The organism is Demequina sp. NBRC 110053 (genome assembly GCF_002090095.1).
GTDB lineage: Bacteria > Actinomycetota > Actinomycetes > Actinomycetales > Demequinaceae > Demequina.
Genome location: NZ_BBRJ01000002.1, coordinates 816,682 through 838,123, shown reverse-complemented (window position 1 = coordinate 838,123; position 21,442 = coordinate 816,682). Strand labels below are relative to the sequence as shown.

25 protein-coding genes are annotated in these 21,442 nt (G+C 68.8%); 22 read left to right on the top strand and 3 right to left on the bottom strand.

Annotated elements, in window-relative coordinates:
• Positions 1–20: 20 nt before the first annotated feature.
• The 3 genes from B7K22_RS03965 to B7K22_RS03955 all read right to left on the bottom strand — a co-directional run bounded on the left by B7K22_RS03965 (position 21) and on the right by B7K22_RS03955 (position 8,312).
• The gene (locus tag B7K22_RS03965; RefSeq protein ID WP_084038539.1) at positions 21–6,029 is read right to left on the bottom strand and encodes an Ig-like domain-containing protein; all 6,009 of its coding nucleotides are present in this window, start codon (positions 6,027–6,029) and stop codon (positions 21–23) included.
• Positions 6,030–7,166: a serine/threonine-protein kinase gene (locus B7K22_RS03960; RefSeq protein ID WP_084038537.1), complete on the bottom strand. Its 1,137-nt coding sequence runs from the start codon at positions 7,164–7,166 to the stop codon at positions 6,030–6,032. It abuts the gene before it with no gap.
• A 75-nt stretch (positions 7,167–7,241) separates the two neighbouring features.
• The gene (locus B7K22_RS03955; RefSeq protein WP_084038535.1) at positions 7,242–8,312 is read right to left on the bottom strand and encodes an FHA domain-containing protein; all 1,071 of its coding nucleotides are present in this window, start codon (positions 8,310–8,312) and stop codon (positions 7,242–7,244) included.
• A 253-nt stretch (positions 8,313–8,565) separates the two neighbouring features.
• On the opposite strand from B7K22_RS03955, the gene rpsL reads away from it, so the two are divergent.
• From rpsL to rplR, 22 genes are all read left to right on the top strand, one after another.
• Positions 8,566–8,940, top strand: a complete 375-nt coding sequence (gene rpsL, locus B7K22_RS03950; RefSeq protein WP_061960979.1) for a 30S ribosomal protein S12 — start codon at positions 8,566–8,568, stop codon at positions 8,938–8,940.
• A complete protein-coding gene (rpsG, locus tag B7K22_RS03945) occupies positions 8,940–9,410 on the top strand; it encodes a 30S ribosomal protein S7 (protein WP_084038533.1) in 471 nt (156 codons plus the stop codon). The genes rpsL and rpsG overlap by 1 nt, the downstream gene beginning before the upstream one ends.
• 38 nt (positions 9,411–9,448) lie before the next feature.
• Positions 9,449–11,563 (top strand): elongation factor G, encoded by a 2,115-nt coding sequence (gene fusA / locus B7K22_RS03940; RefSeq protein ID WP_084038531.1) that lies wholly within the window; start codon positions 9,449–9,451, stop codon positions 11,561–11,563.
• 124 nt (positions 11,564–11,687) lie between these two features.
• On the top strand, positions 11,688–12,878 hold the full coding sequence (tuf, locus tag B7K22_RS03935) for an elongation factor Tu (protein WP_084038529.1): 1,191 nt from the start codon (positions 11,688–11,690) through the stop codon (positions 12,876–12,878).
• Between the two features lie 335 nt (positions 12,879–13,213).
• Positions 13,214–13,522 carry a 30S ribosomal protein S10 gene (rpsJ, locus tag B7K22_RS03930; protein WP_042213186.1) on the top strand — a complete coding sequence of 103 codons (309 nt, stop codon included), beginning with the start codon at positions 13,214–13,216 and terminating at the stop codon, positions 13,520–13,522.
• Between the two features lie 26 nt (positions 13,523–13,548).
• Positions 13,549–14,211 carry a 50S ribosomal protein L3 gene (rplC, locus tag B7K22_RS03925; protein ID WP_084038528.1) on the top strand — a complete coding sequence of 221 codons (663 nt, stop codon included), beginning with the start codon at positions 13,549–13,551 and terminating at the stop codon, positions 14,209–14,211.
• Positions 14,212–14,215: 4 nt separating this feature from the next.
• A complete protein-coding gene (rplD, locus tag B7K22_RS03920) occupies positions 14,216–14,902 on the top strand; it encodes a 50S ribosomal protein L4 (protein ID WP_084039733.1) in 687 nt (228 codons plus the stop codon).
• A 1-nt stretch (position 14,903) separates the two neighbouring features.
• Positions 14,904–15,209 (top strand): 50S ribosomal protein L23, encoded by a 306-nt coding sequence (rplW, locus tag B7K22_RS03915; protein WP_084038526.1) that lies wholly within the window; start codon positions 14,904–14,906, stop codon positions 15,207–15,209.
• A gap of 16 nt (positions 15,210–15,225) precedes the next feature.
• Entirely contained in the window at positions 15,226–16,062 is an 837-nt protein-coding gene (rplB, locus tag B7K22_RS03910; RefSeq protein WP_084038524.1) for a 50S ribosomal protein L2, read from the top strand.
• Positions 16,063–16,074: 12 nt separating this feature from the next.
• Entirely contained in the window at positions 16,075–16,353 is a 279-nt protein-coding gene (rpsS, locus tag B7K22_RS03905) for a 30S ribosomal protein S19 (protein ID WP_084038522.1), read from the top strand.
• A gap of 31 nt (positions 16,354–16,384) precedes the next feature.
• A complete protein-coding gene (rplV, locus tag B7K22_RS03900; RefSeq protein ID WP_084038520.1) occupies positions 16,385–16,750 on the top strand; it encodes a 50S ribosomal protein L22 in 366 nt (121 codons plus the stop codon).
• Positions 16,750–17,571, top strand: a complete 822-nt coding sequence (gene rpsC / locus B7K22_RS03895) for a 30S ribosomal protein S3 (RefSeq protein ID WP_084038518.1) — start codon at positions 16,750–16,752, stop codon at positions 17,569–17,571. The genes rplV and rpsC overlap by 1 nt, the downstream gene beginning before the upstream one ends.
• Before the next feature lie 3 nt (positions 17,572–17,574).
• Positions 17,575–17,994, top strand: coding sequence for a 50S ribosomal protein L16 (gene rplP / locus B7K22_RS03890; protein ID WP_084038516.1), 420 nt, complete (start codon positions 17,575–17,577; stop codon positions 17,992–17,994).
• Positions 17,994–18,236, top strand: a complete 243-nt coding sequence (gene rpmC, locus B7K22_RS03885) for a 50S ribosomal protein L29 (protein WP_084038514.1) — start codon at positions 17,994–17,996, stop codon at positions 18,234–18,236. Before rplP ends, rpmC begins: the two co-directional genes overlap by 1 nt.
• Positions 18,237–18,248: 12 nt before the next feature.
• Positions 18,249–18,536, top strand: a complete 288-nt coding sequence (gene rpsQ, locus B7K22_RS03880; protein WP_084038512.1) for a 30S ribosomal protein S17 — start codon at positions 18,249–18,251, stop codon at positions 18,534–18,536.
• A 61-nt stretch (positions 18,537–18,597) separates the two neighbouring features.
• Positions 18,598–18,969 carry a 50S ribosomal protein L14 gene (rplN, locus tag B7K22_RS03875; RefSeq protein WP_084038510.1) on the top strand — a complete coding sequence of 124 codons (372 nt, stop codon included), beginning with the start codon at positions 18,598–18,600 and terminating at the stop codon, positions 18,967–18,969.
• On the top strand, positions 18,969–19,310 hold the full coding sequence (gene rplX / locus B7K22_RS03870; RefSeq protein WP_084038508.1) for a 50S ribosomal protein L24: 342 nt from the start codon (positions 18,969–18,971) through the stop codon (positions 19,308–19,310). The genes rplN and rplX overlap by 1 nt, the downstream gene beginning before the upstream one ends.
• Entirely contained in the window at positions 19,307–19,867 is a 561-nt protein-coding gene (gene rplE / locus B7K22_RS03865; protein WP_084038506.1) for a 50S ribosomal protein L5, read from the top strand. Before rplX ends, rplE begins: the two co-directional genes overlap by 4 nt.
• Before the next feature lies 1 nt (position 19,868).
• Positions 19,869–20,054 (top strand): type Z 30S ribosomal protein S14, encoded by a 186-nt coding sequence (locus B7K22_RS03860; protein ID WP_061960963.1) that lies wholly within the window; start codon positions 19,869–19,871, stop codon positions 20,052–20,054.
• A 60-nt stretch (positions 20,055–20,114) separates the two neighbouring features.
• A complete protein-coding gene (gene rpsH, locus B7K22_RS03855; RefSeq protein WP_084038504.1) occupies positions 20,115–20,513 on the top strand; it encodes a 30S ribosomal protein S8 in 399 nt (132 codons plus the stop codon).
• 17 nt (positions 20,514–20,530) lie between these two features.
• The gene (gene rplF / locus B7K22_RS03850) at positions 20,531–21,067 is read left to right on the top strand and encodes a 50S ribosomal protein L6 (protein ID WP_084038502.1); all 537 of its coding nucleotides are present in this window, start codon (positions 20,531–20,533) and stop codon (positions 21,065–21,067) included.
• Between the two features lie 3 nt (positions 21,068–21,070).
• Positions 21,071–21,442, top strand: coding sequence for a 50S ribosomal protein L18 (gene rplR / locus B7K22_RS03845; RefSeq protein WP_084038500.1), 372 nt, complete (start codon positions 21,071–21,073; stop codon positions 21,440–21,442).

The following is a 21,442-nucleotide window of genomic DNA, read 5'->3' as shown; positions in this document are numbered from 1 at the left end:
GAAGATGATGGACGGATGCGTCACGGGGACGGCTCGGGTGAGGGCGTCGGATCCGGGTCCGGCGGCGGATCACACGTGGTGAAGGGGTGCGTGATGGTCTCGAGCGTCGCGAACGCGCCGGAGAACGTCACGGTGAAGGAGCCATCGGCGACGGTGATCGAAGCGGACCCGCTCGCCGCGCCGCTGATCGACACCGTGCCTGATCCCGGCGGCGCGCCCTGGGGCCAGCACGCGTCCTGGCTTGACCCATCGGGGTGTGTGACGCCCGGGGCCGCGGGGAAGGTGACGGTCACCGGCGCCGCAGGCGACCCCGACGCGGGTGTGATGGCTCGCTCGCCACCGCAGTACTCGATGATGAAGGTGCTGCAGTAGGCGGCGGTGATGTCCTCGATGACGTCCTCGCGCACGCGGAACTCGGTCGAGCGGTTGCGGCCGTCGTACCAGTAGTACAAGGTGCCGTCGTCGTTGTTGCGGGCGAGCGACGGCTCGTCGCGGAGCGGGGCGTGATAGGTGCGCCCCGACTGCTCCCAGGTGGTGGCGACGCGGTAGGTCGCGTTGCCGTTGGGCGCGTTGTACTCGACCCACGTGTAGGCGTCGTCCTGACCGCTCATGACCGCGCCATACCCGTTCGAGCCGCACACCGCGACGCGGTAGCGGACGCGCTCCTCCAGGCCGCTGATGGTGCTGGTGGAGGACGTGCGGTACGCGCCGTCGACGCGCGCGCGCCCGGACCCGTCCATCGAGCAGGACGGCGTCGAGCCCGTCCATGCGAACCAGACCTCGGAGCGCGCCAGCTGCGATGAGTTGGTCTGCAGGCCCCCGCCGGAGACCGTGATGGACGTGCCGTTCGCGTCAGCGTCGATGCCCTGGGCGAACGACGGACTTCCGGCGACCGTGACGGAGGCGTTCTTGGCCTGACCCAGGTTGTCGGTGCTGGTGGGCGGCCGGAAGCCGCTCACCGGCACCACCTGGATCACCTGCGGTCCCACGGGGAGCGCGATCTCGAAGGTGGTGGAGGCACCGCTGCGCTGGATGGTCCGGTCGGTGCCCGAGACAGTGAAGGACCGGGTGTCGCTGCTCGACTGGACGGTCACCTCGACGGCTCCCTGCGTCGCGGAGGTCGTGGTGGGGCGATACACGGGGGCGGCGGTCACGGAGCTGATCTCAGGGCTCTCGTACGCCCACGTGGTGTGGGGAGTCGAGTCAAGCGACTCGCCCACAGCGTTGACGGCACGGGCGGTGTAGGTCGCCTGCTCGCCGTTCTCGAGGCCGGAGACGGTGCACCGGTACAGCGACGCGCCGGCGGAGGAGCAGGCCGCGTCGACCGCGCCGCCCCCTCGGAGGATCGCCACGCTCGTCACGGGGGGATGCGCCTGCGCGGCCGGCCCCAAGGCGACGTCGAGCGTGACGGAGGTGCCCGTGTACCCGCTCGTCGTGACGCTCGCCGGAGGCTTGGGGTATCCCTGGACGTCGATCGTCAGCGTGCCGGCGCCCGAACGGCCCTGAGCGTCGACCACGGTGTAGTTGACCACGCACTCGCCGCCCTCAGGCCGCGGGCCGCTCGGCCAGGTCGCCGTGACCTGGGTGTCGGAGGCCTTCGTGACCGTCGCCACCGAGCAGGAGACGGTGCCGGAGGATCCGACCGTGTCGAGCGTCAGCCCGCCGCCGGCGGCGCCCGCAAATGGGTCGTACTCGCCAGCGACGCCGGCGACCGTGATGGTGCAGCGGCTGGAGGCGCTGACGTCGCACGTCTGGCGGAAGGTCGCGCCGCGCGGCGCATCCTCGGCCGCGGCGCCCACGACGAGCGTCACGGTCGTCTCGAGGCCCCCGAAGGTGGGCGTCGACACGCGCACGACCTCGCGCGTGCCGGGCACAGCATCGGCTCTGGCCGTGGCGGTGAGCACCCCGCCCGCTGTCGTGACCTCGAATGCCGAGCCGGAGTACGTCGTCGTGAGGGCGAGGTCAGCGACGTCGCCCACGCGGCCGCCCTCCCAGGTGACGAGCTCACCGATGAGGTCGACGGTGTCGTCCTCGGCCGGCCGAATGGTGCGGCTGACGGGCCCCAGGATGGGTTGGGGGTCGAGCGGCACGATCGACAGCGGCACCGCCACGACGCTCCACGTGTCCTGGCTCGCGAGGCGCACGACCACGGAGCACGTGTCCGCCCAGGGGGCCTCGCGACCCGCGGCGTAGGTCACCGTCGAACCACCACCTGGGGTGCACCGCGCGCTCGGGCGCTGGACGGCGTAGACCGGGTCGTCCCGCAGCTCGACGGCGTCGGTCGGGCCGATGTCCAGCAGCTCGCGCACGTCGATGTCGACGGATGCCTCCTCCTCAACCGTGATGGGTGCGATGTCAGCGGCGAGCTGGAGGCGCATGTCGTCGAGTGCGGGGATCCGCAGGAATCCGTAGCTCGTGACCTGCTCGCTTGCGTAGTCGGTGCCCGTGAGCGAGAACGGCACGATCGTGCGCTCGCGGGGGAGGCTGCCGGAGACGGTCCAGCCGCTGACGGTCAGCCCGGACGGGACCTCGTCCCACAGCGCGAGCCGGAGGCCGGAGACATCGCCGCCCTGCCACTGGACCTTGCCCGAGACGACATCGACGCCGGCCTCGAGGTCGTGCCGCGTCCGCGCCGTCAGCACGGTGTCCTGGATGCGCAGCGTCGACGGGTTCGCCTGCTCGGACACGTCGACGACGATGCGGCCCTCCGCCGTCGACAGCGACACCGGGGACTCCACGGTGTAGATGTACGAGTGAGTGCCCGCGACGTCGCCCGGCAGCACGGCGATGGTGCCATCGGCCTCGAATGCCGCGCGGTCGAGCAGCGCCTCGAGCCGCGCGTACTCCGAGGACTCCGGCGTCGCGTTCGGGCGGACGTCGATGACTCGCAGCTCGCCCTGCAGCGGATCCGAGTCGTTGAGCAGCGGCTCCACGGGCACGGGGAACGTCGAGCCCACCTGCGCGCTCACGTAGTCGCTGTACGTGACCGGAGCGACATCGCTGAGCTCGCTGCCGAGGACTCCCACCCGCACCGATGCGGTCGCCGCCTCGCCCTGCTCGTCCACCACGGTGTAGGTGAACGTCACCTGCCCGCCCTCGACAGGAAGGATGGGCGCGCGGTAGTTGATGGCTGCGCCAGATCCTGAGACGGACGCGGTGCCCATCGCTGGAGGCGGCTGGCTGACGTCGACGAGGGTGACGGCGTCGCCGTCGGGGTCGATGCCTGCGGGATCCACCGGGATGCGCACGGACTGCCCCACGAGCACTCGTGCCGTGAGGGTGCGGGGCTCAGGCGGGAGGTTCGCTCCCTCGGGCAGGACGGTGACGGTGACCCTCGAGCTGTCGGTGCGCGACACGTCGGACTCGATGAAGGTCGTGTAGCGCAGCGTGTACACGCCCGGAGTCGCCGGCGCGAGGTAGCGCAGGGTCTTCCCTGACGCGAACGCGAGCTCGTCCGCGAGCCCCGAGCCCTCGATCTCGGGCGACAGCATCAGCCGCTCTCCTCGCGGCGAGGCATCGTTGTCGAGGACGTCGATGTCGATCTGGCTGCCCGCACGCACCGAGACGGTGTCCGGCATCGCGATGGGTCCGAGCCCGTCGGCGGGAGGCAGCAGGAACACCGTGAGCTGCGTGGAGGCCGTGTTGCCGGCGCCGTCCGCGACCAGGACGTCCGCCGTGCCCACACGACCAGGCTCGCCGTCCTCGGTCGTGCCGCTCACGCGCACGTAGGACGTCCCCACGACGCTCACGCTGAGGTTCGGGTCGGCGCTCGTCGCCTCAGCGATCATCAGCACGCGCCCCGAGGTCTCCTGCGCCGCCGCGAGGACGTCGACCGTCGTGTCCTCCTGAGCGCGCACGAACGCGGTCAGCGGCGGGATCGTGATCGGGCGGCTCTCCTCCGCGACGGTGTACCGCAGCGTCGCCGTCGCCTGAGCGTTCGTCACGGTGTCCTCGACCGTGTACGTGGCGCTGAAGCGGCCGGGCGCCTGCGCCGTCAGCTCGATCGCCCCGCTCGCGGCGATCGGCGTCACCGTGACGTCATCGCTCGCCTGCGTGAGCAGCGCGTCCACGAGCCGGTACGAGCCGGACCCGCCGCTCACATGGTCGGCGATCTCGACGCTGCGCGGCTCGCCGAGTGCCCCGGCGAGCGCGATGGGCTGGGCCTCCAGCGCGGGTGCGCCGGTGACCTGGAGCTCGAGCACCCGCGTGCTCTCGAGCCCGTACGCGTCGGCGACCGTCACGGTGATGGGGATGACCGCATCGCCGGCGTTGGGGTCGAGGTGGCGGATGGCGACGGAGCCGTCGTCAGACGGCACCACGGTGACGGGGGCGTCGAGGTCGTCCGCTCGCGCATCGGTCAGCACGATCGCATCGCCTTCGGGGTCGACCCAGCCGCGCAGGATCGGGATCTCGGAGTAGCCTCCCGGCGCGATCTGGGGCCGCGGCCACTCCTGGGTGCACGCGTCGACGCCGCACCATACCGGCGCCGAGTTCTCGCTCTCCGGGACCACCGACAGTGTCACGGTCGCGGCCTCGGAGGTCGCGGTGCCATCCGTCACGGCGTAGGTGAAGCTGGTCGATCCAGACGCGGCGCGCACGCGGATCACAGCCTGCTGATCCTGGGACACCAGGCCGAGCTCGCCGAAGTCCGGGTCGTCGAGGCCGGAGATGCTTGCGGAGTCGATCGTGAGCACGTCCTTGCTGTTCGGGTCGTGATCGTTGTACAGCACTGGCAGGGACACGACGGATCCGGCTCGGACGCCCAGGGCATCGTCGACGGCGACCGGTGGCTCCTGCTCGACCACGTCCTCGACCGCCCGCTCGCCGAGCACCTCGTCTGTGTCCTCGACGGCGTCCCACGCGGCGGCGGGCACCAGCTCGCCGTCCGGCAGGGTCCAGATGGTGCCGGTCCCGGACTCTGACAGGACAGCACGGTCGCCGTTCGAGCGGAACGCCGGCGCCGTGGCCTGGACATCGTCGAAGGTGCCGGGCTCGACCTCGAGAGACGTGACGGCGCCCGTGGCCGCATCCCACAGGGACGCACCGGCAGTGCTCACCCACGCTGCGTAGCCTCTGCCGTCGATGGTGACGGGAGGCGCCGGAGTGCCCGACGCATTGGCGATGCGCTCCGCGGTGCCTGTGACGGTGTCGACGCGCGTCAGCCCGGCGCCGTCGGCGACGAGCACGCCATCCGCTGCGGACGCGGTGGCCTGCAGCACCGCATCGGGCTCGAGCTCGAGGGCGACGGGCGCGTCCGCGCCCTCGACCCACAGCTGCCCGGTGGTCGCGTCGAGCATGACCCAGAGGTCGTCCGCGAAGGACAGAGACAGCTCGGCCTCGGTTGCGGGCGCGGGGCTGACGGGCACGGGCTCACCCGTCCAGGTGCCGTCGGAGGCGTCGAACTCGCGGATCGCCTCTTCGGCGGCCGAGTACGCGACCACGGTTCCGGAGTCGTCGACGGCGACCGCCGCTGCGGCGTACCGCTCGGAGTCGTCCGCCTGCTCGTCCTGCTGACCGGCCAGCGGATCGAGGAGCTGGGTGGACCCCATCGGAGCGCCCTGCTCGGGGTAGGTCCCCAGGTACACCTCTCCGAGCGCGGTGCGGTACAGCAGATAGTCGCCCGCCGTTGCCACCTGCTGCGTTCCGGAGGGGGTGGGGCTCGCGAGCTGCGCGGCTGGGGACGGCCCGTCCTCGCCGCCGTCGACGAGGTCCAACGGCGCCGACGGGTCGATGGGCCACGCCTGCGCGTACCCCTGCGTGTAGACGACGCTGCGGGACCCCGCCTGGGTGACGCCGGCGGGCTCCGCGACGGCTCGCACCAGCTCGAGCTCGCCCAGGTCGGTGTTGACGCGCGCGTAGCGGCCGTCGTCGCGGGTGACCCACACGCCCGTCTCGAGCCGCGGCATCTCCTGCTCGTCGTAGCCCTGCGCGAGGACGGCGCCTGTGACGACGGTCACCGCGGCGACCGCGGCCGCCGACCAGCGAAGCACGGGCCCGCGCCGGCGCACGGGCGGGGGAGCGGAGGCCACCTACAGCACCCCCGTCGCGAACAGAGCTCCGACGGCGGCGGCGGCCACGACCATCCCCCCCACGACGGCGCCGATCGCCCCCGCCCTCACCGTCGACCGCTTGGCGGTCCCCTCCGACGCGCGCTGCTCCTGGATGCGCTGCTGGGACGCGAGCGCCTTGGCCCGCTCGGCGCGCCGCGAGTCCTGCCTCACCGTCGAGATCACGGGCCCGCGCGAGGCGTCCTGCTCGAAGTCGACCGGTGCGGAGGCGCTGGCCCAGGACGAGTCGACCACGTCGAAGGCGGTCGGAGGCAGGCCCAGGTCGTACTGCGCCCAGCGCAGCTCCTCGGCGAAGGCCGCCATCGATGGGAAGCGATCGTCCGGGCGCTTCTCGTGCGCGCGCGCGAGTGCCGACTCCAGCCGCTCGCCCAGGTCGTCCCTGCCGGTCGGGACGTACTTGGACTTGATGGTGCGTGCCTGGAGCTGCTCCCGTGGGATGCGCTCGCCCGACGGCAGCTCGAACGGCGCGCGGGCCGCCAGCAGCGTGTACAGCGTCGCGCCCAGGCTCCACACCTCGGACGAGATCGACCCCGAGACGTCGCCTTGCAGCACCTCGGGGGAGCTCCAGGGGATCGACATGGCGAACACCTCTGGGGCCTCGTCGCTGCGCGACACCGCGGCGGCGATGCCGAAGTCGGCGAGGGCGGGCGCGCCCATGGTCGTGAGCAGCACGTTCGATGGCTTGATGTCGCGGTGGAGGACGCCACTGCGGTGCGCCGTCTCGAGAGCGGCGGCGATGCGCACGCCTGCGTCGAGCACCTCGGGCACGCCGAGCGCGGCCTTCTTGTACTTGGCGCTCATGTTCTCGGGGCAGTACTCCATGACGAAGTACGGCCTGCCGTCGGCAGAGATCGAGGCGTGGTGGATGGTGACGATGGAGGGATGGGCGCTCAGCCGCGCGAGGATGTCGGCCTCGGCGTTGAAGGTTCGCAGGACGTCGGGGTTGACGGCGTCGTCCACGAGCACCTTGACGGCCACCACGCGCCGCGGCATGTCCTGCTCGTAGAGGAAGACGTCCGCGAATCCGCCGGATCCGAGCGGGCGGATGTAGCTGTAGCCAGGCAGGACGGGAGGGCGTGCGGTCGCACGTCTAGCCACGGCCCTCACCCCCTATGTCTCTGAGACCCAGGCACATTCTGCCCAAACCGCGCGCCGTCGACCATCACAGTGTGACTAAGACGACCCTGCGCGCGCGCCGATGCGGATGCGGAAGCCCTCGCCGAGGTCGACGACGTCGCCCACGTCGAGGCGCGTGGCGTTGCCGTCGCGCAGCAGTCGCGGAGGCTTGTCGCGCGACTCGACGACCGTGCCATTGGTGGAGTCGAGGTCGCGCGCACGGAGCTGCCCTCCCGAGACGGTGAACTCGACGTGCTTGTTGGAGATCTCGCGATGCGGGGATGGGGCCTTGACGTAGTACGTCTGGGTCTCGTCTGGGCTCGACCGCCACGGACGCCGGCCCACGACGATCTGCGGCGCGGCGTACAGCTCGTGGCCGTCGGGCAGCGTGAGCGTCCACAGCGGCGCCGGGCCGGTCGCCATGAGCGAGGCCAGGTCGACGGCTCGCGGCCGTGGATCCACCGCGCGGGGCAGATCGGTCGCGGCCGATGCGCGGGCCGGGGTCGCGCCCTCGGCTTGGCCCGGCACGGCCGGGCCAGGGGCCGGCTGGGCGGGTGCGGCGGCGCCGGTGGCCAGGGCAGGGGCAGCAACGGGGTGCGACGAGGCCGGCGAGGCGACCGCGGGCTCCGCGCCCGCGATGATCGTGTCGTGCTGAGGGTCGGGCTCCGCAGCACCCTCGCTGAGGTTGACCGCGTCGAGGAAGATGGCGCTCGCGAGCACCGCGCCATGGCGCAGCGGCAGGTTGGGGCTGTCGCCGGCGACCTCGCCGAGAGCGAGGTGAAGCGTCTCGACGCCATCCGCCTCTCCGGTGAGCAGCTCGTCATCGTGGGGCCACGTGAAGCGCGTCGTGGAGGCTCCGCCCATGTCCACCCGCATGTCTCCGCGCACCGACACGTGGAAGGTCTGGGTCCAGGGGTCGACGATCTCGACCACAGCGAACCTGTCGGCTCCCTCCGGCGCCGACAGTCGCTCGATCGCCGCCTCAGCCGACGCCGCCGGCGAGTCGAGCAGACGGTGGAGCGCGCGCACCGTCTCCGCGGGCGCATCGGCGCTCAGCAGGACCAGGAAGCGGTCTGTCACGACGGCGTATCCGGGGCTGTCGGGGGCCCCGGCGGCATAGGCGAACACGGGGACTACTATAAGGAGCGTCCCTGCGACCCGCGAGAGTCGCCACGCCTCTGCCGTTCAGGTGCGAGGGAGGCGGGCGGCCGGCGCTCTCTGCTTTGACGGAGCCGCGCCGTGCGGGTATCGTAGATATTCGTGCCCGCGCCGCCGGGCCCTCGTGCGTGCCCGCATGGGCATGCGCCACACCAGTTCGACACGCCCGGGCGCGGGGGTCGGACCCTCACGAGTTTCGCAACATCCAACAGACGGAGAAGTAGTGCCTACTATTCAGCAGCTGGTCAGGAAGGGCCGGCAGGACAAGCCGGGCAAGACCAAGACCCCGGCCCTCAAGTCGAGCCCCCAGCGTCGCGGTGTGTGCACCCGCGTGTACACGACGACCCCCAAGAAGCCCAACTCGGCGCTTCGCAAGGTCGCCCGTGTGCGCCTGTCCTCGGGCATCGAGGTCACGGCCTACATCCCCGGCGAGGGCCACAACCTCCAGGAGCACTCGATCGTGCTCGTCCGTGGCGGTCGTGTGAAGGACCTCCCCGGTGTCCGCTACAAGATCGTCCGCGGCTCGCTCGACACCCAGGGTGTCAAGGGTCGCCAGCAGGCTCGCAGCCGCTATGGCGCGAAGAGGGAGAAGAAGTAATGCCTCGCAAGGGACCGGCCCCCAAGCGGCCCATCATCAACGACCCGGTGTACGGCGCCCCCGTCGTCACCCAGCTGATCAACAAGGTGCTGCTCGACGGCAAGAAGTCGACCGCCGAGGCGATCGTCTACGGTGCCCTCGAGGGCGTGGGCGAGAAGTCCGGCCAGGACGCCGTGACCGTGCTCAAGCGTGCGCTCGACAACATCCGTCCCGCCCTCGAGGTCCGCAGCCGCCGTGTGGGTGGCGCGACCTACCAGGTGCCGGTCGACGTGCGTCCGACCCGCTCGACCACGCTCGCGCTGCGCTGGCTCGTCGACTTCTCCCGCGCTCGTCGCGAGAAGACCATGACCGAGCGCCTCATGAACGAGATCCTCGACGCTTCGAACGGCCTGGGTGCCGCTGTGAAGCGCCGTGAGGACATGCACAAGATGGCCGAGTCGAACAAGGCGTTCGCGCACTACCGCTGGTAGTCGCCGCCCGTTCGACGGAAACCCAAGGAGAACCACTCGTGGCACAGGACGTGCTCACGGACCTCACCAAGGTCCGCAACATCGGCATCATGGCCCACATCGATGCCGGCAAGACCACCACCACCGAGCGCATCCTGTTCTACACGGGTGTGAACTACAAGATCGGTGAGACCCACGACGGCGCGTCGACGACCGACTGGATGGAGCAGGAGCAGGAGCGCGGCATCACCATCACGTCCGCCGCGGTCACGTGCTTCTGGGACAAGAACCAGATCAACATCATCGACACCCCCGGCCACGTGGACTTCACCGTCGAGGTCGAGCGCTCGCTGCGCGTCCTCGATGGCGCCGTCGCCGTCTTCGACGGCAAGGAGGGCGTCGAGCCCCAGTCGGAGACCGTGTGGCGTCAGGCCGACAAGTACGACGTCCCCCGCATCTGCTTCGTCAACAAGATGGACAAGCTGGGCGCGGACTTCTACTTCACCGTCGACACCATCATCAACCGCCTGGGCGCGAAGCCGCTGGTCATCCAGCTGCCCATCGGCGCGGAGAACGACTTCGTCGGCATCGTCGACCTGGTCGAGATGAACGCCAAGGTGTGGCCCGGCGACGCCAAGGGCGACGTGACGATGGGCGCGACCTACGAGACCACCGAGATCCCCGCTGACCTCAAGGACAAGGCTGACGAGTACCGCGCCGCCCTGCTCGAGACCGTCGCCGAGTCCGACGACGACCTGCTCGAGAAGTACCTGGGCGGCGAGGAGCTCACGCTGTCGGAGATCAAGGCCGCGATCCGCAAGATGACGATCGCGTCCGAGATCTACCCGGTGCTGTGCGGCTCCGCATTCAAGAACCGCGGCGTGCAGCCCATGCTCGACGCCGTCATCGACTACCTCCCCGCCCCGGTGGACGTGCCCGCGATCAAGGGTCACGACGCCAACGACGAGGAGATCGAGATCGAGCGCCACGCTGACGCCGAGGAGCCCTTCGCGGCGCTCGCGTTCAAGGTGGTCGCGCACCCGTTCTTCGGCCGCCTCACCTACGTGCGCGTCTACTCGGGCCACCTCGAGACCGGCGACCAGGTCGTGAACTCGACCAAGGGCAAGAAGGAGCGCATCGGAAAGCTCTTCCAGATGCACGCCAACAAGGAGAACCCGGTCGAGACCATCCAGGCCGGCCACATCTACGCGGTCATCGGCCTCAAGGACACGACCACGGGCGACACCCTGTGCAATCCGAACCACCAGGTCGTCCTCGAGTCGATGACGTTCCCCGACCCGGTCATCGACGTGGCCATCGAGCCCAAGACCAAGGGCGACCAGGAGAAGCTGTCGACTGCGATCCAGAAGCTCGCCGAGGAGGACCCCACCTTCCGCGTGCGTCTGGACGAGGAGACCGGCCAGACCGTCATCGGCGGCATGGGCGAGCTCCACCTCGACATCCTCGTGGACCGCATGAAGCGCGAGTTCAAGGTCGACGCGAACGTCGGCAAGCCGCAGGTCGCGTACCGCGAGACCATCCGCAAGACGGTCGAGAAGTACGACTACACGCACAAGAAGCAGACCGGTGGCTCCGGCCAGTTCGCGAAGGTGCAGATCTCGCTCGAGGCCCTCGAGCCCGACGCCGAGGTCCAGTACGAGTTCTCCAACGCCGTCACCGGCGGTCGCGTGCCGCGCGAGTACATCCCGTCGGTCGACGCCGGCATCCAGGCGGCCATGGAGCTCGGCATCCAGGCCGGCTACCCGGTCGTGGGCGTCAAGGCGACGCTGCTCGACGGCGCGTACCACGACGTCGACTCCTCGGAGATGGCGTTCAAGATCGCCGGCTCGATGGCCTTCAAGGAGGCCGCTCGCCTCGCGAAGCCTGTGCTGCTCGAGCCGATGATGGCCGTCGAGGTCCGCACGCCCGAGGAGTACATGGGCGACGTGATCGGCGACATCAACAGCCGTCGCGGGCAGATTCGTCAGATGACCGACGCTCAGGGCGTGAAGGTCGTGGACGCACTGGTGCCGCTGTCGGAGATGTTCGGCTACGTCGGCGACCTGCGCTCGAAGACCTCGGGTCGCGCGGTGTACTCGATGTCGTTCGACAGCTACGCGGAGGTCCCGAAGGCGGTTGCCGACGAGATCATCGCGAAGACCCGGGGCGAGTAGTCCCACCGGTTGGAAATAAGGAACAATAGCGACCAGTAGGGATGAAGCCCCGAGTGGCCCGCAGCCACCTCACGGACTAGCATCTTTACCTCACGTCTCAAAGAAAAATCTGGAGGAATCCCTCATGGCCAAGGCCAAGTTCGAGCGGACCAAGCCGCACGTCAACATCGGCACCATCGGTCACGTCGACCACGGTAAGACGACGCTGACCGCTGCGATCTCGAAGGTGCTGCACGACAAGTACCCGGAGCTCAACCCCTTCACGCCTTTCGAGGACATCGACAAGGCTCCTGAGGAGCGCGAGCGCGGCATCACCATCAACATCGCGCACATCGAGTACCAGACCGAGGCGCGCCACTACGCCCACGTCGACGCTCCCGGTCACGCGGACTACATCAAGAACATGATCACCGGTGCCGCCCAGATGGACGGCGCGATCCTCGTGGTCGCCGCGACCGACGGTCCCATGGCGCAGACCCGCGAGCACGTGCTGCTCGCCAAGCAGGTCGGCGTGCCCTACCTGCTGGTCGCGCTCAACAAGTCCGACATGGTCGACGACGAGGAGATCCTCGACCTCGTCGAGATGGAGGTCCGCGAGCTCCTGTCGTCGCAGGGCTTCGACGGCGACGACGCCCCCGTCATCAAGGTCTCGGCGCTCAAGGCGCTCGAGGGCGACGCGGAGTGGGTCAAGTCCGTCGAGGAGCTCATGACGGCCGTGGACGAGAACGTCCCCGAGCCCGTGCGCGACATGGACAAGCCCTTCCTCATGCCCATCGAGGACGTCTTCACGATCACCGGTCGCGGCACGGTCGTCACCGGCAAGGTGGAGCGCGGCAAGCTCGCGATCAACTCGGACGTCGAGATCCTCGGCATTCGCGAGCCGCAGAAGACCACCGTCACCGGCATCGAGATGTTCCACAAGCAGATGGACGAGGCCTGGGCCGGCGAGAACTGCGGTCTGCTGCTGCGCGGCACCAAGCGCGAGGACGTCGAGCGCGGCCAGGTCGTGGTCCAGCCCGGCACCACCACGCCGCACACCTCGTTCGAGGGCAAGTGCTACATCCTCAACAAGGACGAGGGTGGCCGCCACAACCCCTTCTACACGAACTACCGCCCGCAGTTCTACATCCGCACCACGGACGTGACCGGCGTGATCTCGCTGCCCGAGGGCACCGACATGGTCATGCCTGGTGACACCACCGAGATGACGGTCGAGCTCATCCAGCCCATCGCGCTGGAGGAGGGCCAGGGCTTCGCGATCCGTGAGGGTGGCCGCACCGTCGGCTCCGGCACGGTGACCAAGATCCTCAAGTAAGCACCCGCTGCTTCAGCGCGAGCGGGGGTTCGGCTCAGGCCGGGCCCCCGCTTTCGCATTCCAGCAGAGTCGCGAGGCGTTCGCAGCGAAGGGGTGACGAGGGGGACGTGCCGCGGTAGTCTGAGGCATCGCGTGCAGCCTCGGCGCCGTGTTGCGAGCGCCCCGCGGATCTGGCACAATATTCAGGTTGCCCATTGCGGGCAGCCACACACTCACCCACGACATCTCGAGAGATCGAGCAGCGCGGTAGTGCGTCGCGAGTGCGCGACACGCCCGAGCGCGGGGGTCGGGGGTGGGAGACCACAGTCGTCTGAGAGAAAAGGCAGAACAACGCCATGGCGGGACAGAAGATCCGCATTCGGCTGAAGAGCTATGACCACGAGGTCATCGACTCCTCCGCCCGCAAGATCGTCGAGACGGTCACGCGCGCCGGCGCCTCGGTGGTCGGCCCCGTGCCGCTGCCGACGGAGAAGAACGTGTTCTGTGTGATCCGTTCTCCCCACAAGTACAAGGACTCCCGCGAGCACTTCGAGATGCGCACCCACAAGCGCCTCATCGACATCGTGGACCCCACGCCCAAGGCCGTCGACTCGCTCATGCGCCTCGACCTGCCCGCGGACGTGAACATCGAGATCAAGCTCTAGAGCTGACGTAAAGGAACCCAAGCACCATGACTACGACTTCCAATGCCCAGCGCACCGTCCGTGCGCTGCTGGGTACGAAGCTGGGCATGACGCAGGTGTGGGACGACGAGGGCCGGGTCATCCCCGTGACCGTCGTCCAGGTCGACACCAACGTCGTGACCCAGGTGCGCAACGTCGAGCGTGACGGCTACGAGGCCGTCCAGCTCGCGTTCGGCGCCGTCGACCCCCGTCGCGTGACGAACCCCCTCAAGGGCCACTTCGAGGCAGCCGGCGTGACGCCGCGCCGCCACGTGGCCGAGGTCCGCACCGCTGACGCCGCCGACTTCTCGCTGGGCCAGGAGCTCACCGCCGAGATCTTCGAGGCAGGCCAGAAGGTCGACGTCACCGGCACCACCAAGGGAAAGGGCACCGCCGGTGTCATGAAGCGCCACGGCTTCGCCGGCGTGGGCGCCTCCCACGGTGCTCACCGCAACCACCGCAAGCCCGGCTCGATCGGCGGCGCCTCGACGCCGTCGCGCGTGTTCCGCGGCCTGAAGATGGCCGGTCGCATGGGCAACGCCCGCAAGACCGTCCAGAACCTCACCGTCCACTCGGTCGACGCCGACAAGGGCCTGCTGCTCGTCAAGGGCGCGGTTCCCGGCAACAAGGGCGGGGTCGTCCTCATCCGCTCCGCCGTGAAGGGTGCGTGACACCATGGCTGAAACGCAGACCGTCGACGTGCTCGACGCCGCAGGCAAGAAGGCCGGCACCGCCGAGCTTCCCGCCGAGGTGTTCGACGTCGTCACCAACGTCCCCCTGATCCACCAGGTCGTGGTCGCGCAGCGCGCCGCCGCGCGCCAGGGCACGCACGCCACCAAGACCCGCGGCGAGGTCGCGGGCGGTGGCCGCAAGCCCTACAAGCAGAAGGGCACCGGCCGCGCTCGTCAGGGCTCGATCCGCGCCCCGCAGTTCGCCGGCGGTGGCGTCGTGCACGGCCCGCAGCCGCGCGACTACTCGCAGCGCACCCCCAAGAAGATGAAGGCCGCAGCCCTCCGTGGCGCGCTCTCGGACCGCGCCCGCGCTGGTCGCGTGCACGTGGTCGAGTCGCTCGTGAAGGGTGACGCCCCGTCCACCAAGGCGGCGCTCGCCGCTCTCGACGCCATCACCTCGGGCCGCCGTGCCCTCGTAGTGCTCGAGCGCGCGGACGCCGTCGCGTGGAAGTCGCTGCGCAACGCGGCGGGCGTCCACGTGCTCGCGGTGGACCAGCTCAACACCTACGACGTGCTCGTGAACGACGACACCGTCTTCACGTCCGGCTCCCTCGAGGCCTTCCTCGCGGGTCCGGCCAAGGGCAAGTCCGTGACCGCCGTCGCGACCGAGTCCGAGGCGGAGGAGAACTAACGTGACCACGCTGAACAAGAACCCCCGCGACATCCTGATCCGACCCATCGTGTCGGAGAAGAGCTACTCGCTCATGGATGAGGGCAAGTACACCTTCGAGGTGGACCCCCGCGCCAACAAGACCGAGATCAAGATCGCGGTCGAGCAGATCTTTGGCGTCAAGGTCACCTCCGTCAACACCATCAACCGCAAGGGCAAGGCGCGCCGCACCCGCTTCGGGATGGGCAAGCGCAAGGACGTCAAGCGCGCGATCGTCACCGTGGGTGGCGGCGAGGCCCTGGACGTCTTCTCCGGCCACGTGGGCTAAGAAGGACAGGAATCTCATGGCTATTCGCAAGTACAAGCCGACGACGCCGGGCCGCCGTGGCTCGTCCGTCGCCGACTTCGTCGAGGTCACCCGTTCGGAGCCCGAGAAGTCGCTGACGCGTCCGCTGCACAAGAAGGGCGGCCGCAACAACACGGGCCGCATCACCACCCGTCACCAGGGTGGCGGTCACAAGCGTGCCTACCGCGTGATCGACTTCCGTCGTCACGACAAGGACGGCGTGCCCGCGACCGTCGCTCACATCGAGTACGACCCCAACCGCACCGCGCGCATCGCGCTGCTGCACTACGCGGACGGCGAGAAGCGCTACATCATCGCCCCCGAGAAGCTGTCGCAGGGAACCGTGGTCGAGGCCGGCGCGGGTGCGGACATCAAGCCCGGCAACAACCTGCCGCTGCGCAACATCCCGGTCGGAACGGTCATCCATGCCATCGAGCTCAAGCCGGGCGGCGGCGCGAAGATCGCCCGTTCGGCCGGCGCCTCGGTGCAGCTGGTCGCCAAGGAGGGCCGCTTCGCGCAGCTGCGCATGCCCTCGGGCGAGATCCGCAACGTCGACGCGCGCTGCCGCGCGACCGTCGGCGAGGTGGGCAACGCCGAGCAGTCCAACATCAACTGGGGCAAGGCTGGCCGCATGCGCTGGAAGGGCAAGCGCCCGACCGTCCGCGGCGTCGTCATGAACCCCGTCGACCACCCGCACGGTGGCGGTGAGGGCAAGACCTCCGGTGGTCGCCACCCGGTCTCGCCATGGGGCAAGCCCGAGGGACGCACCCGCAAGCCGGGCAAGGAGTCCGACAAGCTCATCGTCCGCCGCCGTCGTACTGGCAAGAAGCGCTAAGGAGGCTCTGGAATGCCGCGCAGTCTTAAGAAGGGCCCCTTCGTCGACGACCACCTTCAGAAGAAGGTGGACGCCCAGAACGATGCGGGTACGAAGAACGTCATCAAGACCTGGTCCCGTCGGTCGGTCATCACCCCCGACTTCCTGGGTCACACCTTTGCCGTGCACGACGGCCGCAAGCACGTCCCGGTGTTCGTCACCGAGGCGATGGTCGGCCACAAGCTGGGCGAGTTCGCGCCCACCCGCACGTTCAAGGGCCACGTGAAGGACGACCGCAAGGGCCGCCGCTAAGGCGCCCGGGCGTAGGTAAGAGGAGTTTCAGATGGAAGCCAAGGCGCAGACGCGATACGTTCGCGTGACCGCCCAGAAGGCTCGCCGCGTCGTGAACCTGGTCCGTGGCCAGAACGCCTCCGAGGCGATCTCCACGCTGCGGTTCCAGCCGCAGGCCGTCGCCACCGATGTGCGCAAGCTCATCGAGTCGGCCGTCGCGAACGCACGCGTGAAGGCCGACGCCGCCGGTGAGCGCTTCGACGAGTCCGAGCTCGTGATCACCTCGATCACGGTCGACGAGGGCCCGACCATGAAGCGCATCCAGCCGCGTGCTCAGGGCCGTGCCAACCGCATTCTCAAGCGTACGAGCCACATCAACGTGACGGTGGCGACGCCTGTCAAGGAAGGGGCCAAGTAATGGGTCAGAAGATCAACCCGCACGGCTACCGCCTGGGTATCACCACCGACCACCGCTCGCGCTGGTTCGCGGACTCGACCAAGAAGGGCGAGCGCTACCGCGACTACGTGGACGAGGACGTCAAGATCCGCAAGCTCATGTCGCAGGGCCTCGAGCGCGCCGGCGTGTCCAAGGTGGAGATCGAGCGCACCCGTGAGCGCGTGCGCGTCGACCTGCACACGGCGCGTCCCGGCATCGTGATCGGTCGCCGCGGTGCGGAGGCCGACAAGCTGCGTGCCAACCTCGAGAAGCTGACCGGCAAGCAGGTCCAGCTCAACATCCTCGAGGTCAAGAACGCCGAGGTCGACGCTCAGCTCGTCGCCCAGGGCATCGCCGAGCAGCTCGCGTCGCGAGTCTCGTTCCGCCGTGCCATGCGCAAGGGCATCCAGTCCTCGCTGCGTGCCGGCGCGAAGGGCATCCGCGTGCAGTGCTCGGGCCGCCTCGGCGGCGCCGAGATGTCCCGCTCGGAGTTCTACCGCGAGGGTCGCGTGCCGCTGCACACCCTCCGCGCGAACATCGACTACGGCTTCTTCGAGGCCCGTACGACCTTCGGCCAGATCGGCGTGAAGGTGTGGATCTACAAGGGCGACATGACGGAGAAGGAGTGGGCCGCCGAGCAGGCGAAGGCCCCCCGCCCGCAGCGTGGCCGTGGTCGTGGTGACCGCGGTGGCGACCGCGGCCCCCGTCGCGAGGGCGCCCCTCGTCAGTCCGCCGAGGCACCCCGTGCCGAGGCGCCTGCCGCTGCGGAGGCCCCCCAGGCCGACGCAGGGAAGGAAGGCTAAGCCATGCTCATTCCCCGTCGAGTGAAGCACCGCAAGCAGCACCACCCCAAGCGGTCGGGTTCTGCCAAGGGCGGCACCCAGGTCACGTTCGGCGACTTCGGCATCCAGGCTCTCGAGCCCGCCTACGTCACGAACCGCCAGATCGAGGCCGCTCGTATCGCGATGACCCGTCACATCAAGCGTGGCGGAAAGGTGTGGATCAACATCTACCCCGACCGTCCGCTGACCAAGAAGCCCGCTGAGGTCCGCATGGGCTCCGGCAAGGGCTCGCCCGAGTGGTGGGTCGCCAACGTCAAGCCGGGTCGCGTGATGTTCGAGCTGGCCGGCGTCGACGAGGGCCTCGCCCGCGAGGCGCTCCGCCGTGCCCAGCACAAGCTGCCCATGAAGACCCGTTTCGTGACCCGTGAGGGTGGTGACATCTGATGGCTATCGGGACCAAGAACCTGAGCCCCACCGAGCTCGATGCCATGGAGGACTCGCGCCTGGTGGACGAGCTGAAGAAGGCCAAGGAGGAGCTCTTCAACCTGCGCTTCCAGTCGGCCACCGGTCAACTCGAGAACCACGGCCGCCTCAAGGCCGTCAAGCGCGACATCGCCCGCATCTACACGATCCTGCGCGAGCGCGAGCTCGGCATCCGGACGGCGCCCACGGCGTCGGCCGAGTAAGGAAGAACGACTATGTCGAGTAAGAAGCACGCGACGGCCACCGCCGAGCACCGCGCGTACCGCAAGACGCGTCGTGGCTACGTGGTCAGCGACAAGATGGACAAGACCATCACCGTGCAGGTGGAGGACCGCGTCAAGCACCCCCTGTACGGCAAGGTCATCCGCCGCAACAGCAAGATCAAGGCTCACGACGAGCTCAACACCGCCGGCATCGGCGACCTCGTCGTCGTGATGGAGACCCGTCCGCTGTCCGCTTCCAAGCGGTGGCGCCTGGTCGAGATCGTCGAGAAGGCCAAGTAACCAACGTTCGACCAGGCTCGTTGCCGAGCGCAGCGAGAACCAGACGACAGGAGAAGAAGACATGATTCAGCAGGAGTCGCGGCTGCGCGTCGCCGACAACACCGGTGCCAAGGAGATCCTTGTCATCCGCGTGCTCGGTGGCTCCAAGCGCCGCTACGCCGGCATCGGCGACACCATCGTCGCCACTGTCAAGGACGCCATCCCCGGCGGCAACGTCAAGAAGGGCGATGTCGTCAAGGCGGTCGTCGTGCGCACCTCCAAGGAGCGCCGCCGTCCCGATGGCTCGTACATCAAGTTCGATGAGAACGCCGCAGTGATCCTCAAGGGCGACGCGGGCGAGCCCCGTGGCACGCGCATCTTCGGCCCTGTGGGCCGCGAGCTGCGCGACAAGAAGTTCATGAAGATCATCTCGCTGGCACCGGAGGTCATCTGATGGCGAAGATCAAGAAGGGCGACCTCGTGGTCGTCATCGCCGGACGCGACCGTGGCCAGCAGGGCCGCGTGCTCGAGGTCCTCACCGAGAACGACCGCGTGATCGTCGAGGGCGTCCAGCGCGTCACCAAGCACATCAAGCCGGGCACGAGCCGCGACAACCAGTCGGGCGGCATCGTCACCACCGAGGCGTCGCTGCACATCTCGAACGTGATGCTCGTCGACCCGGAGACCAAGAAGGGCACCCGTGTGGGCTACCGCACGGAGCAGGTCGAGCAGGACGGTCGCACCCGCACCAAGCGCGTGCGCGTCGCCAAGCGCTCGGGTAAGGACGTCGAATGAGCACCGCCACCTCTGCGCCGCGGCTCAAGGAGAAGTACCGCGGCGAGATCATCGCCAGCCTCGTCGAGGAGTTCGGCCACGAGAACGTCAACCAGGTTGCCGGTCTGACCAAGATCGTCGTCAACATGGGTGTCGGAGACGCCGCCAAGGACTCGAAGCTCATCGAGGGCGCGATCGCTGACCTCACCGCGATCACCGGGCAGAAGCCGCAGGTCACCAAGGCCCGCAAGTCCATCGCGCAGTTCAAGCTGCGCGAGGGTCAGCCGATCGGCGCGCACGTCACGCTGCGCGGCGACCGCATGTGGGAGTTCCTCGACCGCTTGCTGTCGCTCGCGCTCCCGCGCATCCGCGACTTCCGCGGGCTGAGCCCTCAGCAGTTCGACGGCAATGGCAACTACACCTTCGGCCTCACGGAGCAGTCGATGTTCCACGAGATCGACCAGGACAAGATCGACCGCGTGCGCGGCATGGACATCACCATCGTCACGACCGCGACCACGGACGACGAGGGCCGCTCGCTGCTGAAGCAGCTGGGCTTCCCGTTCAAGGAGAAGTGACATGGCCAAGACTGCGCTGAAGAACAAGGCAGCCGGCAAGCAGAAGTTCGCCGTGCGCGCCTACACCCGGTGCCAGAGGTGCGGCCGCCCGCACTCCGTGTACCGCAAGTTCGGCCTCTGCCGCGTGTGCTTCCGCGAGATGGCTCACGCTGGTGAGCTTCCCGGAATCACCAAGAGCAGCTGGTAAAACCACTACGCCACAGGTCCTCATCGCGAGGAAACCACGGCGAGGAAGAGTTCGACACTCATGACGATGACTGATCCCATCGCAGACATGCTGACGCGTCTGCGCAACGCCAACGCGGCGTACCACGAGACCGTGGCCATGCCGCACTCCAAGCTCAAGGCGAACATCGCCACGATCCTGGAGGCCGAGGGCTACATCTCCGGCTCGGAGACCACCGATGCCGAGGTGGGCAAGACCCTCACCCTGACCCTGAAGTACGGCCCCAACCGCGAGCGTTCGCTCGCCGGTGTGCGCCGTGTGTCCAAGCCCGGCCTGCGCGTGTACGCGAAGTCGACGAACCTCCCCAAGGTTCTCGGCGGCCTGGGCGTGGCCATCCTGTCCACCTCCTCCGGTCTCCTGACGGACCGCGAGGCCGAGAAGAAGGGCGTCGGCGGCGAGGTCGTCGCGTTCGTCTGGTAAGGGAAGGAGCGAACCACATGTCACGCATCGGCAAGTACCCCGTCTCCGTCCCCTCGGGCGTGGACGTCACCATCGACGGCGCGGTCGTCACGGTCAAGGGCCCCAAGGGCTCGCTGACCCACACCGTCGCCTCCCCCATCACCGTGGAGAAGGGTGACGAGGGCATCGCCGTGAACCGGCCGAACGACGAGCGCGTCGCGAAGTCGCTGCACGGCCTGACCCGCACCCTCATCGCCAACATGGTCGAGGGCGTCACGAACGGCTACGAGAAGAAGCTCGAGATCGTCGGCACCGGTTACCGTGTCGCGCTCAAGGGCAAGGAGCTCGAGTTCGCGCTCGGCTTCTCGCACCCGGTGGTCATCGCGCCGCCGGAGGGCATCACCTTCGCGGTCGAGGGCCCGACCAAGTTCTCGGTCGCCGGCATCGACAAGCAGCAGGTCGGAGAGGTCGCAGCGAACATCCGCAAGGTTCGCCCGCCGGAGCCCTACAAGGGCAAGGGTGTGCGCTACGCGGGTGAGCACGTGCGCCGCAAGGCCGGAAAGACGGGTAAGTAAGCCATGAGCATCACTGTCAAGGGCAAGGGGAAGACGGTTGCGCGCAAGCGCCGCCACTTCCGCCTGCGCAAGAAGATCTCCGGCACGACGGCGCGCCCGCGCCTGGTCGTGACGCGCTCATCGCGCCACATGGTCGCGCAGGTCGTCGACGACACGGCTGGCAGGACCCTGGTGTCAGCGTCGAGCCTCGAGGCCGACGTCCGCAAGCTGGACGGCGACAAGACCGCCAAGGCGACCAAGGTGGGCGAGCTCGTCGCCGAGCGTGCCAAGGCCGCCGGCATCGACACCGTCGTGTTCGACCGCGGGGGCAACAAGTACCACGGTCGAGTGGCTGCGGTGGCAGACGGCGCCCGAGAGGGTGGCCTGGCTCTGTAG

Coding starts and splice junctions, on each gene's coding strand:
- rplF (WP_084038502.1), top strand. CDS start 20,531: ATGTCACGCATCGGCAAGTACCCCGTCTCCGTCCCCTCGGGCGTGGAC.
- rplX (WP_084038508.1), top strand. CDS start 18,969: ATGGCGAAGATCAAGAAGGGCGACCTCGTGGTCGTCATCGCCGGACGC.
- rpsC (WP_084038518.1), top strand. CDS start 16,750: ATGGGTCAGAAGATCAACCCGCACGGCTACCGCCTGGGTATCACCACC.
- rpsS (WP_084038522.1), top strand. CDS start 16,075: ATGCCGCGCAGTCTTAAGAAGGGCCCCTTCGTCGACGACCACCTTCAG.
- rplP (WP_084038516.1), top strand. CDS start 17,575: ATGCTCATTCCCCGTCGAGTGAAGCACCGCAAGCAGCACCACCCCAAG.
- tuf (WP_084038529.1), top strand. CDS start 11,688: ATGGCCAAGGCCAAGTTCGAGCGGACCAAGCCGCACGTCAACATCGGC.
- rplV (WP_084038520.1), top strand. CDS start 16,385: ATGGAAGCCAAGGCGCAGACGCGATACGTTCGCGTGACCGCCCAGAAG.
- rpsH (WP_084038504.1), top strand. CDS start 20,115: ATGACGATGACTGATCCCATCGCAGACATGCTGACGCGTCTGCGCAAC.
- rpsG (WP_084038533.1), top strand. CDS start 8,940: ATGCCTCGCAAGGGACCGGCCCCCAAGCGGCCCATCATCAACGACCCG.
- rplD (WP_084039733.1), top strand. CDS start 14,216: ATGGCTGAAACGCAGACCGTCGACGTGCTCGACGCCGCAGGCAAGAAG.
- rpsQ (WP_084038512.1), top strand. CDS start 18,249: ATGTCGAGTAAGAAGCACGCGACGGCCACCGCCGAGCACCGCGCGTAC.
- rpsJ (WP_042213186.1), top strand. CDS start 13,214: ATGGCGGGACAGAAGATCCGCATTCGGCTGAAGAGCTATGACCACGAG.
- rplC (WP_084038528.1), top strand. CDS start 13,549: ATGACTACGACTTCCAATGCCCAGCGCACCGTCCGTGCGCTGCTGGGT.
- rplE (WP_084038506.1), top strand. CDS start 19,307: ATGAGCACCGCCACCTCTGCGCCGCGGCTCAAGGAGAAGTACCGCGGC.
- rplR (WP_084038500.1), top strand. CDS start 21,071: ATGAGCATCACTGTCAAGGGCAAGGGGAAGACGGTTGCGCGCAAGCGC.
- rplN (WP_084038510.1), top strand. CDS start 18,598: ATGATTCAGCAGGAGTCGCGGCTGCGCGTCGCCGACAACACCGGTGCC.
- rpmC (WP_084038514.1), top strand. CDS start 17,994: ATGGCTATCGGGACCAAGAACCTGAGCCCCACCGAGCTCGATGCCATG.
- rplB (WP_084038524.1), top strand. CDS start 15,226: ATGGCTATTCGCAAGTACAAGCCGACGACGCCGGGCCGCCGTGGCTCG.
- B7K22_RS03860 (WP_061960963.1), top strand. CDS start 19,869: ATGGCCAAGACTGCGCTGAAGAACAAGGCAGCCGGCAAGCAGAAGTTC.